Origin of the sequence: Microbispora sp. NPDC049125 (genome assembly GCF_040802045.1) — a bacterium.
Classification (GTDB): Bacteria; Actinomycetota; Actinomycetes; order Streptosporangiales; family Streptosporangiaceae; genus Microbispora.
Map to the genome: position 1 here is coordinate 35,428 of NZ_JBEZDW010000035.1, position 14,494 is coordinate 49,921.

Below are 14,494 nucleotides of genomic sequence, written 5' to 3' on the forward strand. Positions count from 1 at the left end.
CGTCAGATCCTCCTCCGGCGCAGCCGTACGACGACCTCGTGGCGGCACAGCGCGCCGAGGCCGGACAGCCGGTCGCCCACGGCGGCGCCGACCTCGCGGAGCAGCTCACCCGCGTGGGACGCGTCGGTGACCACCGTGACCTCGATCCGCCTGCGCATGATGCGGACGTAGGCCCGCTGGACGCCGTCCACCTCGCGGGCCGCCGCGCCGACCGTACGGCGCAGGCCCTCACGGGTCAGCCCGAGCACGAGCAGCGGGTCGTCGCACTCCAGCGGCACCAGCCGGGGACGGCCGGGCAGCACGGCCAGCGCCACGAGCACCGCCCCGGACACGATCATCGCGGCAGCCGCGGCGGGCACGGCGGGGTGGCCGAAGGTCAGCGACAGCAGGCGGCGCAGCTGCGGCCACATCAGGGGCGAGCCGAGCATGGCGGCGATGATCTCGACGGTGACGGCCCAGGCGAGCACCCCCAGCGCGGCGGCGACGGCGATCCCCGCCGGCGTGCGGCCGGGTCTGAGCACGGCGGTCCGCCGGACGGCCCTGCCCCCCGTCTCCGCCTCTTTGGCCGAGGAACCCGCCAGGATGTCCTGCACGACGCTCATCAGCCGCTCACCTCTTTCGCGCACCGCGCCGGGTCCGGTCGGTAGTCACCTGCCCATGGGTACACCGGGAAGGTGCCACGGCCGCCGGTCACCCGCCCGCTTGGCCGATCTTGGGCCGCCCGCGCCGGAGTCTTTGCCCGGCCGCCGGGCAACATGACTTCAGCTCATGTCCGGGGAGCCGGTACTAGGCTGCGGCCATGGACGACCGACAGCGCCTGGACAAGGCCACGGCCGGGCTGGAGCCACCCTTCGCCGTTCTGGACATGGACGCGCTCCGGGCCAACGCGGCCGACATGGCACGCAGGGCCCGCGGCAAGCCGATCCGCGTGGCCAGCAAGTCGATCCGGTGCCGGCCGATCCTGGAGCGGGTCCTCGCCATGGACGGCTTCGCGGGTGTCATGGCGTTCACGCTGCCCGAGGCGCTGTGGCTGGTGTCCACCGGGCTGCGCGACGTCCTCGTCGCGTACCCCACCGCGGACCGCGAGGCGCTGCGAGCTCTCGGATCCGACTCCGCCGCCGCCCGGGAGATCACGGTGATGGTCGACTCGGCCGAGCATCTGGACCTCATCGACGGCCTCGGCCTTCCCCACCCGATCCGGGTCTGCCTCGACATCGACGCCGGGTTCACGGCGTTCGCGGGGAGGCTCCGCGCCGGCGCGCTGCGGTCGCCGATCCGCCGGCCCGACCAGGCCGCCAAGCTCGCCGCGGCCGTCGTCGCGCGCCCGGGCCTGCGCCTTGCCGGGCTCATGTCGTACGAGGCCCAGATCGCGGGGGTGGGCGACAGCCTCCCCGGCGCGTACGGGCGCCTGGTGAGGTGGATGCAGGGCCGGTCACGCAGGGAGCTGGCCGTGCGCCGGGGCCGGATCACCCGGGCCGTACGGCAGATCGCCGACCTGGAGTTCGTCAACGGCGGCGGCACCGGGAGCATCGAGAAGACGGCGAGCGAGCGGGCCGTCACCGAGGTCGCGGCGGGGTCGGGGCTCTTCCATCCCCGGCTGTTCGACTTCTACCGGAGCTTCACGGGCCGCCCGGCCGCGATGTTCGCACTGCCCGTGGTCCGCAAGCCGTCGCCCGGCGTGGCGACCGTGCTCGGCGGCGGCTACCACGCCTCAGGCGCGCCCGGCCCCACGCGCCTGCCGCAGCCGTACCTGCCTCCGGGGCTCCGGTACGACTCCGACGAGGGGGCGGGCGAGGTGCAGACGCCGCTCCTCGGCGAGGCGGCCGGGGACCTGCGGGTCGGCGACCGCGTCTGGTTCCGGCACGCCAAGGCCGGCGAGCTGTGCGAGCGCTTCGCCACCCTGCACCTCATCGAGGGCGACCAGGTCGTGGAGGAGGTCCCCACCTATCGCGGCGAAGGCCGCACCTTCCTCTGACCGGCCTCTGACCGGCCTCTGACCGGCCGCCTCGGGACTTGCCGTCAGCGGTGGTTGCGGCGGCGCACGAGCACGATCGCGGCTCCCAGCACCACGACGGCGCCGATGCCGATGAGCACCGGCGCGACGCTCTCCGCCGGGCCCTCTTCCGCCGGGCCCTCGCCGTTCTCAGCGAACGCGACGGAGCGCGGTGCCGCCCCCACGAGCTCCCCCAGTGACGACACGAGCCGTACGGCGTTGGTCTTGAACCTGACCACACCCCGCTCAGCGACCCGTTTGGGGCTCACCCGGTCCGCGATGGCGTCGACCGTGCGAGCCAGCTCCGCCCGCGTGCGCTCGATCTCTCGCTCCAGCGCATCGGGATCGGTGTCCGCCATGCGATCCCCTCCTGTGGTATCCGTGTGTGATCAGTCTGCCAGGTCCCGCAGACCTCCCGCACAACAGCCGAGCCGGTAGTTTGGTTGACGCCGCCCGCCACCGCCGCGGGTCACCTTCTGGGAGGACACGATGACCAAGCTCCAGCCCGGCGACGCCGCGCCGGACTTCACCCTCACCGACGCCGACGGCGAGGAGGTGTCGCTCAAGTCGTTGCGCGGCAAGCGGGTCATCCTCTACTTCTACCCCGCCGCCATGACCCCTGGCTGCACCAAGCAGGCGTGCGACTTCCGCGACAACCTGGGGTCCCTGACCGCGCAGGGCTTCGTCGTGCTGGGAGTCTCCAAGGACAAGCCGGCCAAGCTGCAGCAGTTCCGCGAGCGCGACGGGCTGACCTTCCCGCTGCTGTCGGACCCCGCGCTGGAGGTCCACAAGGCCTACGAGGTGTACGGGGAGAAGCAGAACTACGGGAAGACCATCATGAGTGTCATCCGTTCGACCTTCGTGATCGACGCGGACGGGAAGATCGAGAAGGCTCTCTACAACGTGAAGGCCACCGGTCATGTCGCCCGGCTGGTGAAAGAGCTGGGCATTTCCTGATCCGTCTCATTTACGGCCCATTGCGGGCGGCCGGAAAATGTCGGTGGCGGAAGTTAACGTCGGGGTGTGCGGAAATACAAGTACACCCCGGAGCTGCTCGCGGAAGCCGCCGCGAGCTCGAAGAGCATCGCCGACGTTCTGCGCTATCTGGGCATTCCCTGGTCGGGCGGGACGCACGCCCACATCAGCCGTCGCCTCAAGCACTTCGGCATCGACACATCGCACTTCCGGAGGGGCTCGCCCAACAAGGGCAGGCCCTCGACTCGGCGGCACTTCCCGGCCCAGGTCCTGATCATTACAGCTCCTGGTTCACCGCGTCAGAAGCCCGCCCTCCTGCGGCGCGTGCTCCGAGAAACCGGTGTGCCGTATGCGTGCTCCGCCTGTAGGATGGACGATGTCTGGCAGGGCCGGCCGCTGACATTGCATGTGGACCACATCAATGGAGATTGGCTGGACAACAGACAGGAAAACCTTCGATTTCTTTGCCCGAATCGCCATTCACAGACGGACAATTTCGCGGGCAAAGGAAGAGGAAGAGGGGTCGTAGCCCACCAGGTAGAGGCAACGGTTTTAGGTACCGTCCAGAGCGAGTTCGAATCTCGTCGACCCCACCCGGAAACAAACGAAGAGCCGGCGGATCATCCTCCTCCACGGGCGGAAATCACCAAGGTAAATCTCACTCTTGCAGCGGAGGACGCCGCCTTTCTGGAGCGGTACGTGGCCGCTGAGGGCGCCCGGTCACGGTCCGCGGCCATCCGCAAGGCCATCGCCCTCCTGCGGGCGCAGCAGAATCGCCGCGAGCACCCCGGCGCGCCGGACGCCGGCCGATTGGACGGCCGGCACGGCGCGTCATGACGACGGGCTCGATGGCACGGGGCTCGGTGGCGCTGGGCTCGGCGGTGAGCTGGGGGGCAGGCTTGACGGCGCGGGTGACGGCTGCGCGGGAGTCCTGGGCCATCCCGGCGGCAGGGGCGCCCCGCCGGCTCCGGGGCCCGGCCGCTCGCAGCGGAAGCCGTTGTCGGTCCGCTCGCACGACGGCGGCATCCGGTTGGACCGCGGCCCCTGACCGGGCGCGCCGAACCGATGCCCGAACGGGCCGTCGCCTCGTTGCCGCATGTCACCGGGGGCACGTCTCTCGTCGCTCACACGGTAGTAGTGCCCGTCGTGGTTCCGCAGGGAGTCCCCGATGGCCACGGCTCCGCCGCCCACGAGGGCTCCGATGAGTGCCCCGGCGAGGCCGACGGCGACGAGTTGCCCGCGGTGCCCGCGTAACGGGCCGCCGAAGCGAGGCCCTGTGGCCTGTGCCCCGCCCGCCCACGGCGGCGGGCCCCACCCTGGGGCGTTCCATCCCGGCCCGCCCGAACCGTACGCGTATCCGGGCCCGCCGGCGGGCGACTCGGCCCGGTACGACGGTCCCGCGCCGGGCCGCCCCGGCGCAGGCGCGGCGGACGGCGGAGGGCCTTGCCGCGCCTCCTGCGAGTGAGCCGCGTGCTGCGGCGACGCCGGCTCTGGCCGCGGCTCCTGTGGGAGGGCCTGGTCCGAGCGAGCTTGTTGCGGGGGCGCCTCGTCTGGACCGGCCTGGTCCGGGGGAAGCGGGGCGGTGTGATCCCCGGCCCCCGGGCCGCGCGGCTCGTCCTCGGCGCCGCGCGGCCCTGCGTCTTGATCCGCCATCACAGATCTCCCCTTGCCCGCTTCAGAGAAGCGCTCCCGGGATCAAGAATGCGCCGCGATCCGTAAGGACGGCGTAAACGGCGCGGCCGCCCTGCGACCTGAGTCGTACTCGGGGATCCCCCGTAAGACTGACCTGGCCTGAACAGCGAATACGTATGGTTGAAGGCGTGTTCGGCAAGATGCGCGCCTGGGGAAGGCGTCACAGCACGCTGGTGGACGCGCTGACGGTGTCGCCGCTGGCGCTGCTCTGCATTCTGACCGCGCGCTCGTTCGGCGCTCCCCCGATCGGCGGCGTGGTCCGCATCGGAACCCCTGGTGTGCTGCTGCTGTCCGCCGTCCTGGTGATTCCGCTGCTGTGGCGGCGAGGGCATCCCCGCGAGGTGTTCGCCGTCATCGCCCTCGCCTGCTTCGTCCAGTGGCTGGCGGGCGTCACGCTGATCGCGGCGAACCTGGCCGTCCTCGTCGCGATGTACGGCGTCGCCGCGAGGTGCACGGCCCGGTGGGCGGTCGCGGCGGGGCTGGTCGCCGAGCTCGGGCTGCTGCTCGCCATGCTCCGCTGGTCGCCGGACGTCAAGTCGGCGTTCCCGTCGTCGTCGGTTTTCGTGATAGCGATCTGGATCACCGGGATCTACGCCAACACCCGGCGGCGATATGTGGAGAGCCTGCTGGAGCGGGCCGTACGGGCCGAGCAGGACCGGGACCAGCAGTCGCGCATCGCGGCCGCCGCCGAGCGGGCACGCATCGCGCGGGAGCTGCATGACGTCGTGGCGCACAACGTCAGCGTGATGGTCGTCCAGGCCGACGGAGCGGCGTACGCGATCGGCAGTGACCCGGAGCAGGCCCGGCGCGCGGTGAAGGCGATCTCGGCGACCGGGCGGCAGGCGCTGACCGAGATGCGGCGCCTGGTCGGCGTGCTGCGGCAGGACGCGGGGAGCCCGGCCGAGGAGTACGCTCCACAGCCGGGCGTCGCACAGCTCGGCGAGCTCGTCGAGCAGGTGGGGCAGTCGGGGCTGCCGATCGAGTTCACGGTGTCGGGCACGCCGCGGGACCTGCCGGAGGGCGAGCAGCTGGCGGTCTACCGCATCGTCCAGGAGGCGCTGACCAACACGTTGAAGCACGGCGGGCCGGACGTCCACGCGCGCGTCGAGGTCCGGTACGCCTCGTCGCAGATCGAGCTGAAGATCTGCGACGACGGCAGGGGCGCGGCGGCCCCCCGGGTGGACGGCGGCCACGGTCTCATCGGCATGCGGGAGAGGGTGGCCATGTACGGCGGCGCGGTGGAGGCCGCGCCGCGCGCCGGAGGCGGCTTCCAGGTCGTGGCGCGTATCCCCATCGGCGTAGCCGTGTGAAGCCGGCCCGCGGCGGTTTCTGGACATCGGAGAGTGGAGCGGAGCGGCAGTGATACGGGTGATGCTGGTCGACGACCAGGAGCTGGTGCGGACCGGCTTCCGGATGGTCCTGGGGGCGCAGCCCGACATCGACATCGTGGCTGAGGCGTCCGACGGCCAGGCCGCCGTGGACATCGTCCGTACGGTCGAGATCGATGTGGTGCTGATGGACGTGCGCATGCCGCGCATGGACGGGGTCGAGGCGGCCCGGCTGATCCAGCTCATGCCCGGCGCCCCCAAGGTGCTGATCCTGACGACGTTCGACCTGGACGAGTACGCGTTCGCGGCGATCAAGTCGGGCGCCTCGGGATTCCTCCTGAAGGATGTGCCGCCGGACGAGCTGATCAACGCGATCCGGTCGGTTCACTCGGGGGACGCGGTGGTGGCCCCCAGCACGACCCGCCGGCTGCTCGACCGCTTCGCCTTCCTGCTGCCCGAACGGGAGGGCCCCCGGCGGGACGAGAGCGCCCTGACCACGCGCGAGCGGGAGGTGCTCGTCCAGGTGGCGCGGGGGCTGTCGAACTCGGAGATCGCCGCGCGGCTGCATCTGGCCGAGGCGACGGTGAAGACCCATCTGGGCCGCATCCTCGCCAAGCTGGGCCTGCGGGACCGCGCCCAGGCGGTCGTGTACGCGTACGAGAAGGGGATCGTGTCCCCCGATCGTCCGAACGGCTGAGCGCGGATTACCTCGAAAGTCGCACATCGGCTCAGCGGAGCCCCGGAAGGACCAGTGCGAACCCGTCCGGCAGGCTGAGGCCATGTCAAGATCACGAACGTAGCGTTGTGGGTCATGACCACAACTACCGATGTCCGCACCGCCGTTGTCGCGAGAGGACTCACCAAGGTGTACGGCGAGGGGGACGCGGCGGTGCACGCGCTGCGCGGGATCGACGTCGGCTTCGCCACCGAGGCGTTCACCGCCATCATGGGGCCGTCCGGGTCCGGCAAGTCCACCCTCATGCACTGCCTGGCCGGGCTCGACTCGGTGACCCAGGGGAATGTCAGCATCGGCGACGTCGAGATCACCCGGTTGAACGACAAGGAGCTGACCCTGCTGCGGCGTGACCGTGTGGGCTTCATCTTCCAGGCGTTCAACCTGCTGCCGACGCTGACGGCCGAGCAGAACATCCGGCTTCCCCTGGAGATCGCGGGACGGCAGGCCGATCAGGTGCTGTTCGACCGGGTGATCGAGACGGTGGGCCTGCGTGACCGGCTGAAGCACCGGCCGAACCAGCTGTCGGGCGGCCAGCAGCAGCGGGTGGCCGTGGCGCGGGCGCTGATCAGCAAGCCTCAGGTGATCTTCGCGGACGAGCCGACGGGCAACCTCGACTCGCGCAGCGGCGCCGAGGTGCTGGCCTTCCTGCGCAGGTCGGTGCGTGAGCTCAGCCAGACGATCGTGATGGTGACCCACGACCCCGTCGCCGCGTCGTACGCCGACCGGGTGGTGTTCCTGCGTGACGGGCTGCTGGTGAGCGAGCTGCGGCAGCCGACGCCGCAGACCGTGCTCGACACGCTCGTGGCGCTGGAGGCCTGAGCCGTGTTCCGCACCACGATCGCGGGGCTCCTGGCGCACCGGCTTCGCCTGCTGCTCACCTCGCTGGCGATCATCTTGGGAGTCGGGTTCATCGCCGGCACGTTCGTGCTCACCGACACCATCAAGGCGGGCTACAACCAGGCCTTCGCCGCCGACGCCGACAAGGCCGACGTCGTCGTCCTCCCCAAGGACGCGAACCTTCCCGACAGCGTGCTCACGAAGGTCAAGGCCGTCCCCGGCGTCGCAGGCGCGGAGGGTGTCGTGCGGGGCGACGCCCCCGTCATCGGCAGGGACGGCAAGGTCGTCGGCGACATCCCGACCGCCGGCATCTCCATGCCGGCCGCCCGGCTGCACCTCACGGCCGGCGCGGCCCCCGCGGCGGACGACCAGGCCGTCCTGGACGAGAACACGGCGAAGGCCCAGGGGTTCGCTCCGGGCGCCACCATCACGGTGCTGGACAAGAAGAACGCCAAGCACGAGTTCCGGCTCGTCGGGCTCTTCGACGTGGGGGTCGACTCCGACCTCGCCGCGCGCGGGGCGGTCGTCCTCACCCCCGGGACCGCGCAGCGGATGACGGGCGAGAAGGGCTTCCGGGAGATCGACGTCACGAGCGCCGGCCCGGCGCCCGAGGGCCTCCGTACGGCCGTCGCCGGAGCCGTGGGCGCCGGCGCCGAGGTGAAGACGGGGCAGGAGCGGGCCAGGCAGCTCGCGGACCGCAACGGGGTGAGCACCCAGTTCCTCACGATCGGCCTGCTGCTGTTCGGGGCGGTCGCGCTGCTCGTGGCGGCGCTGGTCATCTACAACACGTTCAACATCCTGGTCGCGCAGCGGATGCGTGAGATGGCGCTGCTGCGCTGCATCGGGGCGACCAGGCGCCAGGTGTTCGGCTCGGTCGTGCTGGAGTCGGCCATCGTCGCGCTGGTGTCGTCGGTGCTCGGCCTGCTGGCGGGCCTCGGGCTCGGGGCGGGGGCGACGGCGGTCATCCGGAACGCCGGCGGCGACATCCCCGCCGGCACGGTCACGCTGACGCCGCAGACGATCGCGATCGGGCTGGCCACCGGCATGTTGGTGACCGTGGGCGCGGCGCTGCTGCCGGCCCGCCAGGCCACCAAGGCGGCGCCGGTCGCGGCGCTGCGCGCGCAGGTCGAGGAGCATACGTTCCGCACCGGAGTGGTCCGGGTGGCCATCGCCGTCCTGTTCGCCCTGGGGGGCGCGGGCCTGACGGCGGCGGGGGTGCTGACGGCCCCGGGCGAGTCCGCGCTGCTGGTCGTCATGGCGGGGGGCGTGCTCGTCTTCTTCGCGGTGCTCGTGCTCGGCCCGGTGATCGTCAAGCCGCTGATCGGGCTCGTGGGATGGCTGCCGGGGAAGCTCTTCGGCGTTCCCGGACGCCTGGCCGTGGACAACTCGCGGCGCAACCCGAGGCGGGCGGCGACCACCACGATCGCGCTCACGATCGGCGTCACGCTGATGACCTTCATGTCGGTGCTCACCGCGACGGTCAGGACCACCGTCGGCGAGCAGATCGACAAGCAGTTCCCCGCCGACTATCTCCTCCAGTCCCAGACGGGCAAGGTGCCTCAGGCGGTGGCCGGCGCTCTGCGTGCCCGTTCCGAGGTCGCGGCGGTGACCGAGCTGCGCGAGGAGGACGCGAAGGTGAACGGCCAGGACCATCCGGTCGGCACCGTCACGCAGTCGTCCCTCGGGGCGTCCGTCAAGCCGGCGACGACGTCGGGCTCGCTCGACGGGTTCGGGCCGGGCATGGTGGCCGTCGGCGCGGCGGCGGCCAAGAGCTTCGGCGTCAAGGTCGGCGACGAGGTCACGGTCGCGGCGCCCAAGGGCAGCGCGCGGCTGCGGGTCGTGGCGCTGCTGGAGTCGGACGTGTCCCTGCTGCCGGAAGTGACCGTGGCGGAGAAGACCTTCGAGCGGTACTTCGGGGCGGCGGACGACGACCTCGTCCTCGTCGACGCCGCCGACGGAGTCACCGCCTCCGCGTCTCGGGCGGTCCTCGACGACGTGACGAGGCCGTACCCCGCCGTGAAGATCGGCAGCATGACGGAGATCAGGAGCCAGTTCGACGACGCGTTCGGCACGATGCTTCTGGTCGTCACCGGCCTGCTCGGCTTGGCGATCGTCATCTCGCTGCTCGGCATCGCGAACACGCTGTCGTTGTCGGTGCACGAGCGGACCCGCGAGTCGGCGCTGCTGCGCGCCCTCGGGCTGACCCGGCCGCAGCTGCGCGGCATGTTGTCGGTGGAGGCGCTGGTCCTCGGCCTGGTGGGGGCGGTGATCGGCGTCGCGCTGGGCATCGCGTACGGCTGGGCGGCGACGACCACGATCACCGAGGACGTCGCCTTCCAGCTGCCGGTGGGGCAGATCCTGCTGTTCGTCGCCACCTCGGGCCTGGCGGGCGTGCTCGCGGCCGTGGTGCCCGCCAGGCGCGCCGCCAAGGCGTCGATCGTCGGCTCCCTGGCGAGCGCCTGACCGGGCGCGTCCAAGGCCCCGGTGCCTTGCGAGTGCCTGACCGGCTCCCGGGCCCTCGTCCCGCCACGTTCCGTGGCCTGAGGCGAGGGCCCGGGCGATACGGCCCGTGTGACGCGACCCGGCGACACTGCCCGGGCGGGGCCGTCCGGCGTCCGTCCCGGGCCGGAGGTCAGAGCCGCTGCCCCTGCCGGTCGATGACCACGGCGAACACCCCCGTGACGTCCTCGTACGGCGGCTCGACGGCCATGTGGCCCCGCTGGGCGTCGATCCAGAGGACCTCACCCCGGCAGTTCACCGCGTTCCAGGCATGGCTGCCGCCACCCGGCCAGCGGGTGATCAGGACGGTCGCCGCCCCGTGACCTCCGAAGATCAGCCGCTGTGCGATCGCCACGTAGGCGCGGCGGCCGTGCCCCACGTACTCGAACCGGTGCCCCAGCCACTCCTCCGCCCGGGCCACCCCTCCGGTCTCCCCCGTGAGCAGCGGCCGCCCGGCAAGGTCGTATTCGGGCTGCCTGCGGGCGGCCGCGACCGGCTCACCGTGCCAGGTGGACATCACCGCCAGCGCGCAGTCCACCGCGTTGTTCGACCTGAACGGATCCTCCGTCGGGCCCTCCCCGTTGATCAGCCGGATCCACGTGCCACGCGGATCAGGGAAGCGCCCGCCGACCGCCTGGAGGAGACTCCCCCGCGTCTCGGCGTCGGCCTCGGCCAGCCCGCCGGGCCTGCCGTACGGGCGGGTGTCCTCCAGCCGCGGCGGGCGGCCCGGCCCGTCCAGCCAGTCCCGGTCGACCTCGTCGTCGACGAACGCCCACAGCCCGACGCTCTTGTCGGCCTCCAGGACCTCCAGGCTCCCCGTCCCCTCGGCGACGACCGGACGGATGTCGTGCCCCGGCGGGACTCGCCCGCCCTCCGGCCCGGGATGGCCCTCAAGTCCCTGAGGGAAGCGCGCTCCCAGGAGCGGAGCGCCCTGCCGTCCCTGCGGGAACCGCGGCCCCAGCAGGGAAGGCTCGGGCCGCCCGTCCTCGTCGGCCGGCCGAGTCTCCGGCACCGGCGACACCGGAGATGCGGATGCCACATCGTGGACCGGTGCCCGAACCTCATCCTGAACAGCTGACACGTCGGCCACCTTCGGCACGTCCTGAGCCGCCGCTGCGGGCGCCGCCTCCAGGACAGACGAGACCGGCTGGGCCGATCCCACCACCGCCGACGCCGTCTCCTGGGCCACCTCCGGCGCCAACGCCGCCTCCTGGACGGGCCATACCCCTGACCCGCCGGACGAGGCTCCCCGGACCTGCGCCGCAGCGAGCACATGTGGCACCGCCGCCGACGCCGTCTCCTCGGCCGCCTCCGACGCCGACGCCGTCTCCTGGACAGGGGACAGCCCGGTCTCGTGGACGGTCCCCGCTTCTTGCACCGGCCCTGTACGGGAGGTCGCGAGGCCTGTCTCGACGGTCAATGGGCCCTGGCCGGTCTCGTCGCCCTCCGGGCTACCAGCGTTCCTGGAGGCATCGCCTGGGTGATCCTCCTGGTCCGGGGTGACCGTCCACCCATGCTCGGCAGGCTTGGCGACACGGAGGCTTCCGCCCGCATCGCCCAGCTCCGCATCGCCCAGTCCGGCATCGCTCAGTCCCGCGTCAACCAGCCCCGCACCGTCCAACCCCGCATCGTCACCCGCCTCGGCATGGCGGAGCTCCTCAAAGGGCCGGACGAGCGTGACCGTGTCCGCCGTGTCCGCCGCATTCGCCGTGTCCGCCGTCTTCCCACCGGCCGCGGGCTCAGCCACATCAACAGGCTCGGCCGTACCAGACGGGCTCACCGGCCCCCCGGGGTGGCACTCCTGGGGTGGGGCCGCCCGCTGAAGCCGGACGACGGGGCGCTGAACGACGGGGCGCTGAACGACGGGGCGCTGAACGACGGGGCGCTGAACGACGGGGCGCTGAACGTCGAGGCGCTGAACGTCGAGGCGCTGACCGGGACCGCCGGGCCGTTCCGCCCCTGAGAGATCCGCGTCCCCGCTGGAGAAGTCCGCAGCCCCGTCGCTCCCCTCGGTGCTGGCCTCGTCGCCGCCGACGGCTTCCGAGGCGTCACCGACCTCGGGCTCCGTCTCGTCCTCTGCCTCTGCCCCTGCCCCTGCGGCCTGGCCCGCCTCGTCGTCAGGCGGATCCGCGACGGGCCCGCCCTCCCGGGCGTCCCCCGGCCGGCTCCCGGCCGCCGTCATCCTCTGCGGCCCCTTGGCGAGACCGCCCATACCGATGACACCGCCGATGACACCGCCGATGACACTGTCGGCACCGGCGGCACCGGCGATGGCGCCGTTCGCCGCCCCGTCGCGGGCGGCCGGGACCATCGCGTCCACCCCGTTGGGCAGGGACGGCGACCGGACCTCCATCCGGCGGCCGTCCAGCGACGGAGCAGGCGCCTCGGCGGCCTGCTCGTAGTCACGCCATCGACGGCCGTCCGCCGTCACGACCGGGTTGTACACGCCCGCCGGCAACCGCCATCTTGCATGCCGGCGGGACCTCTCCTGGTTCACGCGCTACGGCCCCCAATCCCTCGCGCATTTCAAGGGTGCCGATGCTAGGGGCGGCCTGCTCGGGGCACGGGGGGTTTTCCCAACTCCAGACCTGTGGCCGGTCGCTTTCGCCCCCCTTGAGGGCTGGTTGCCGTTACGTCACCCCACCTGGACGGTGATCGTGTCGTAGCCGGTGGCGCCGTCCGGGGCGGGCGGAGCCTCATCGGGCGTCTGCGTCTGCCCCGTCGCGTCGGTCGCGCGTACCGAGATCGTGTGCTTTCCGGCGGGAAGGTCCCAGTCGATCGACCACTGCCGCCAGGTGTCGGGCCCTGGCACGTCCGCCAGCTTCGCCTGACGCCAGCCGCCTCCGTCCACCTGGACCTCGACCGCGTCGATCCCCCGGTGCTGCGCCCAGGCGACTCCCGCGATCGTCGTACGGCCCGCCGCGACGTCGTCGCCGCCGCGCGGCACGTCGATCCGCGACTGCGTCTTGATCGGCCCCTTGGGCGCCCATCCCCGGGGCGTCCAGTAGCCCTCGTCCCGGTCGAACCGGGTGACCTTGATCTCGGTGACCCACTTGGTGGCGGAGACGTAGCCGTACAGGCCGGGGACGACCTGCCGCACGGGGAAGCCGTGGGAGGTGGGCAGCACCTCGCCGTTCATCGCGACGGCGAGCAGCGCGTCCCGGCCGTCCATCACGACGTCGACGGGGGTGCCGCAGGTCCAGCCGTCCTGGGAGACGCTGAGCAGCATGTCGGCGTCCCGCTTGATACCGGCCTCGCGGAGCACGTCGGCCAGCCGGGCGCCCAGCCAGCGGGCGTTGCCGATGTACGGCCCGCCGACCTCGTTCGACACGCAGGTGAGCGTGACGTCCGCCTCGACGAGAGGCCGCCGGAGCAGGTCGTCGAAGGTCAGCTCGACCGGCCGGTCCACCAGCCCGTGGATCTTCAGGGTCCAGCTCTTCGGGTCTACTGTGGGCACGACGAGGGCGGTGTCCACGCGGTAGAAGTCCGAGTTCGGCGTGACGAACGGCGACAGCCCGCGAACGCGCAGGTCCGCGCCCGCCGGGATCGGTCTGGCCGGCACCGCCGGGCGTGGCAGCGTCTTGGCGACGGCGCTGCGCGCGATGTCGCCGTCCTTGGTGCCGGCCAGCAGGTTCCCGCCGAGCCCGGCGACTCCGGCGGCTCCCACCCCCCACGCGACTCCGGTGAGCAGCCTGCGCCGGTCGAAGGCGTACAGCCCCTCACCCGCGCGCATCACGGGCGGCGTCACGACCTCAACCGGCCGCACCGTCCCGTCTCCCTCGGGCTCCCCGCCGCCGGGCGTGTCCGCCGGCGTGCGCCAAGCCGTGCCCGCGAGCGCCGGTCCGGCCGTTCCGGCCGGCGTGCCGCCGGGGGCGTCTTCGGTGAGCCGCCGTCCGGACGTCCGGGGGTCGCGCTCCCACTCGGGGATCGGGGTGCCGGCGCGGCGCAGCAGTCTGGACAGCGCCCAGGCCCCCACGCCCGCCCCGAGCACGGACGGCAGGACGTCGAGCGGGCCGGAGTCGGGGCGGGTGAGGGCGGCGACCGCGCCGACGAGCCCGAACAGGGCCAGGCCCCCCGTGCCGAACCGGGCGCCGCGCCGGGCGAGCAGCCCGAACCCGGCGGCGATCACGGCGAGGACCACGACGATGCCGGTGATCAGGACGGGCTTGTCGTTGGAGCCGAACGTCCGGATGGCCCATTCCTTGAGGGCGGCCGGCGTGCGGTCGACCACCGCGCCGCCGACCGCGACGACCGGTGAGGCCGCCGGGTTCACGATCCCGGCCACGAGCTGAGCCACGCCGAGTGCCACGGCGCCCGCGACGACGCCGATCAGGGCCGCCGCCCACCCGGGCAGGCGGACGGCATCCCGAAAGCCTTCTTTTTCCACAGTCCGAACGCTACGCCCCGCCGGCGGGGCCGGGTCTTACGGCGGTA

General features: G+C 72.5%; 13 protein-coding genes and 1 tRNA gene. 10 read left to right on the top strand and 4 right to left on the bottom strand.

What is annotated here, in order from left to right:
* Window positions 1-2 precede the first annotated feature (2 nt).
* Window positions 3-602: a DUF6286 domain-containing protein gene (locus AB0B72_RS31155; protein ID WP_367742821.1), complete on the bottom strand. Its 600-nt coding sequence runs from the start codon at window positions 600-602 to the stop codon at window positions 3-5.
* A gap of 197 nt (window positions 603-799) precedes the next feature.
* On the opposite strand from AB0B72_RS31155, the gene AB0B72_RS31160 reads away from it, so the two are divergent.
* Entirely contained in the window at window positions 800-1,975 is a 1,176-nt protein-coding gene (locus tag AB0B72_RS31160) for an amino acid deaminase/aldolase (protein ID WP_367742822.1), read from the top strand.
* Window positions 1,976-2,019: 44 nt separating this feature from the next.
* Here AB0B72_RS31160 and AB0B72_RS31165 read toward each other — a convergent pair whose 3' ends face one another.
* On the bottom strand, window positions 2,020-2,352 hold the full coding sequence (locus tag AB0B72_RS31165; protein WP_367742823.1) for a DUF3618 domain-containing protein: 333 nt from the start codon (window positions 2,350-2,352) through the stop codon (window positions 2,020-2,022).
* A 130-nt stretch (window positions 2,353-2,482) separates the two neighbouring features.
* On the opposite strand from AB0B72_RS31165, the gene bcp reads away from it, so the two are divergent.
* The 7 genes from bcp to AB0B72_RS31200 all read left to right on the top strand — a co-directional run bounded on the left by bcp (window position 2,483) and on the right by AB0B72_RS31200 (window position 10,024).
* On the top strand, window positions 2,483-2,950 hold the full coding sequence (gene bcp, locus AB0B72_RS31170) for a thioredoxin-dependent thiol peroxidase (RefSeq protein ID WP_367742824.1): 468 nt from the start codon (window positions 2,483-2,485) through the stop codon (window positions 2,948-2,950).
* A 537-nt stretch (window positions 2,951-3,487) separates the two neighbouring features.
* Window positions 3,488-3,561: transfer RNA gene (locus AB0B72_RS31175), tRNA-Leu, on the top strand.
* Between the two features lie 106 nt (window positions 3,562-3,667).
* Entirely contained in the window at window positions 3,668-3,805 is a 138-nt protein-coding gene (locus tag AB0B72_RS31180) for a hypothetical protein (RefSeq protein WP_367742825.1), read from the top strand.
* A 983-nt stretch (window positions 3,806-4,788) separates the two neighbouring features.
* Window positions 4,789-5,970: a sensor histidine kinase gene (locus tag AB0B72_RS31185; protein ID WP_367742827.1), complete on the top strand. Its 1,182-nt coding sequence runs from the start codon at window positions 4,789-4,791 to the stop codon at window positions 5,968-5,970.
* A gap of 49 nt (window positions 5,971-6,019) precedes the next feature.
* Window positions 6,020-6,685, top strand: coding sequence for a response regulator (locus AB0B72_RS31190; RefSeq protein WP_367742828.1), 666 nt, complete (start codon window positions 6,020-6,022; stop codon window positions 6,683-6,685).
* Window positions 6,686-6,799: 114 nt separating this feature from the next.
* Entirely contained in the window at window positions 6,800-7,543 is a 744-nt protein-coding gene (locus AB0B72_RS31195) for an ABC transporter ATP-binding protein (protein WP_367742830.1), read from the top strand.
* A gap of 3 nt (window positions 7,544-7,546) precedes the next feature.
* A complete protein-coding gene (locus AB0B72_RS31200) occupies window positions 7,547-10,024 on the top strand; it encodes an ABC transporter permease (RefSeq protein WP_367742831.1) in 2,478 nt (825 codons plus the stop codon).
* Window positions 10,025-10,193: 169 nt separating this feature from the next.
* Here AB0B72_RS31200 and AB0B72_RS31205 read toward each other — a convergent pair whose 3' ends face one another.
* Window positions 10,194-11,438, bottom strand: coding sequence for a toxin glutamine deamidase domain-containing protein (locus AB0B72_RS31205; protein ID WP_367742832.1), 1,245 nt, complete (start codon window positions 11,436-11,438; stop codon window positions 10,194-10,196).
* Window positions 11,439-11,573: 135 nt separating this feature from the next.
* On the opposite strand from AB0B72_RS31205, the gene AB0B72_RS31210 reads away from it, so the two are divergent.
* Window positions 11,574-12,023, top strand: coding sequence for a hypothetical protein (locus AB0B72_RS31210; RefSeq protein WP_367742833.1), 450 nt, complete (start codon window positions 11,574-11,576; stop codon window positions 12,021-12,023).
* A gap of 277 nt (window positions 12,024-12,300) precedes the next feature.
* Window positions 12,301-12,462 (top strand): hypothetical protein, encoded by a 162-nt coding sequence (locus AB0B72_RS31215; protein WP_367742834.1) that lies wholly within the window; start codon window positions 12,301-12,303, stop codon window positions 12,460-12,462.
* A gap of 233 nt (window positions 12,463-12,695) precedes the next feature.
* Here AB0B72_RS31215 and AB0B72_RS31220 read toward each other — a convergent pair whose 3' ends face one another.
* The gene (locus tag AB0B72_RS31220; RefSeq protein ID WP_367742835.1) at window positions 12,696-14,447 is read right to left on the bottom strand and encodes a molybdopterin-dependent oxidoreductase; all 1,752 of its coding nucleotides are present in this window, start codon (window positions 14,445-14,447) and stop codon (window positions 12,696-12,698) included.
* Between the last annotated feature and the right edge of the window lie 47 nt (window positions 14,448-14,494).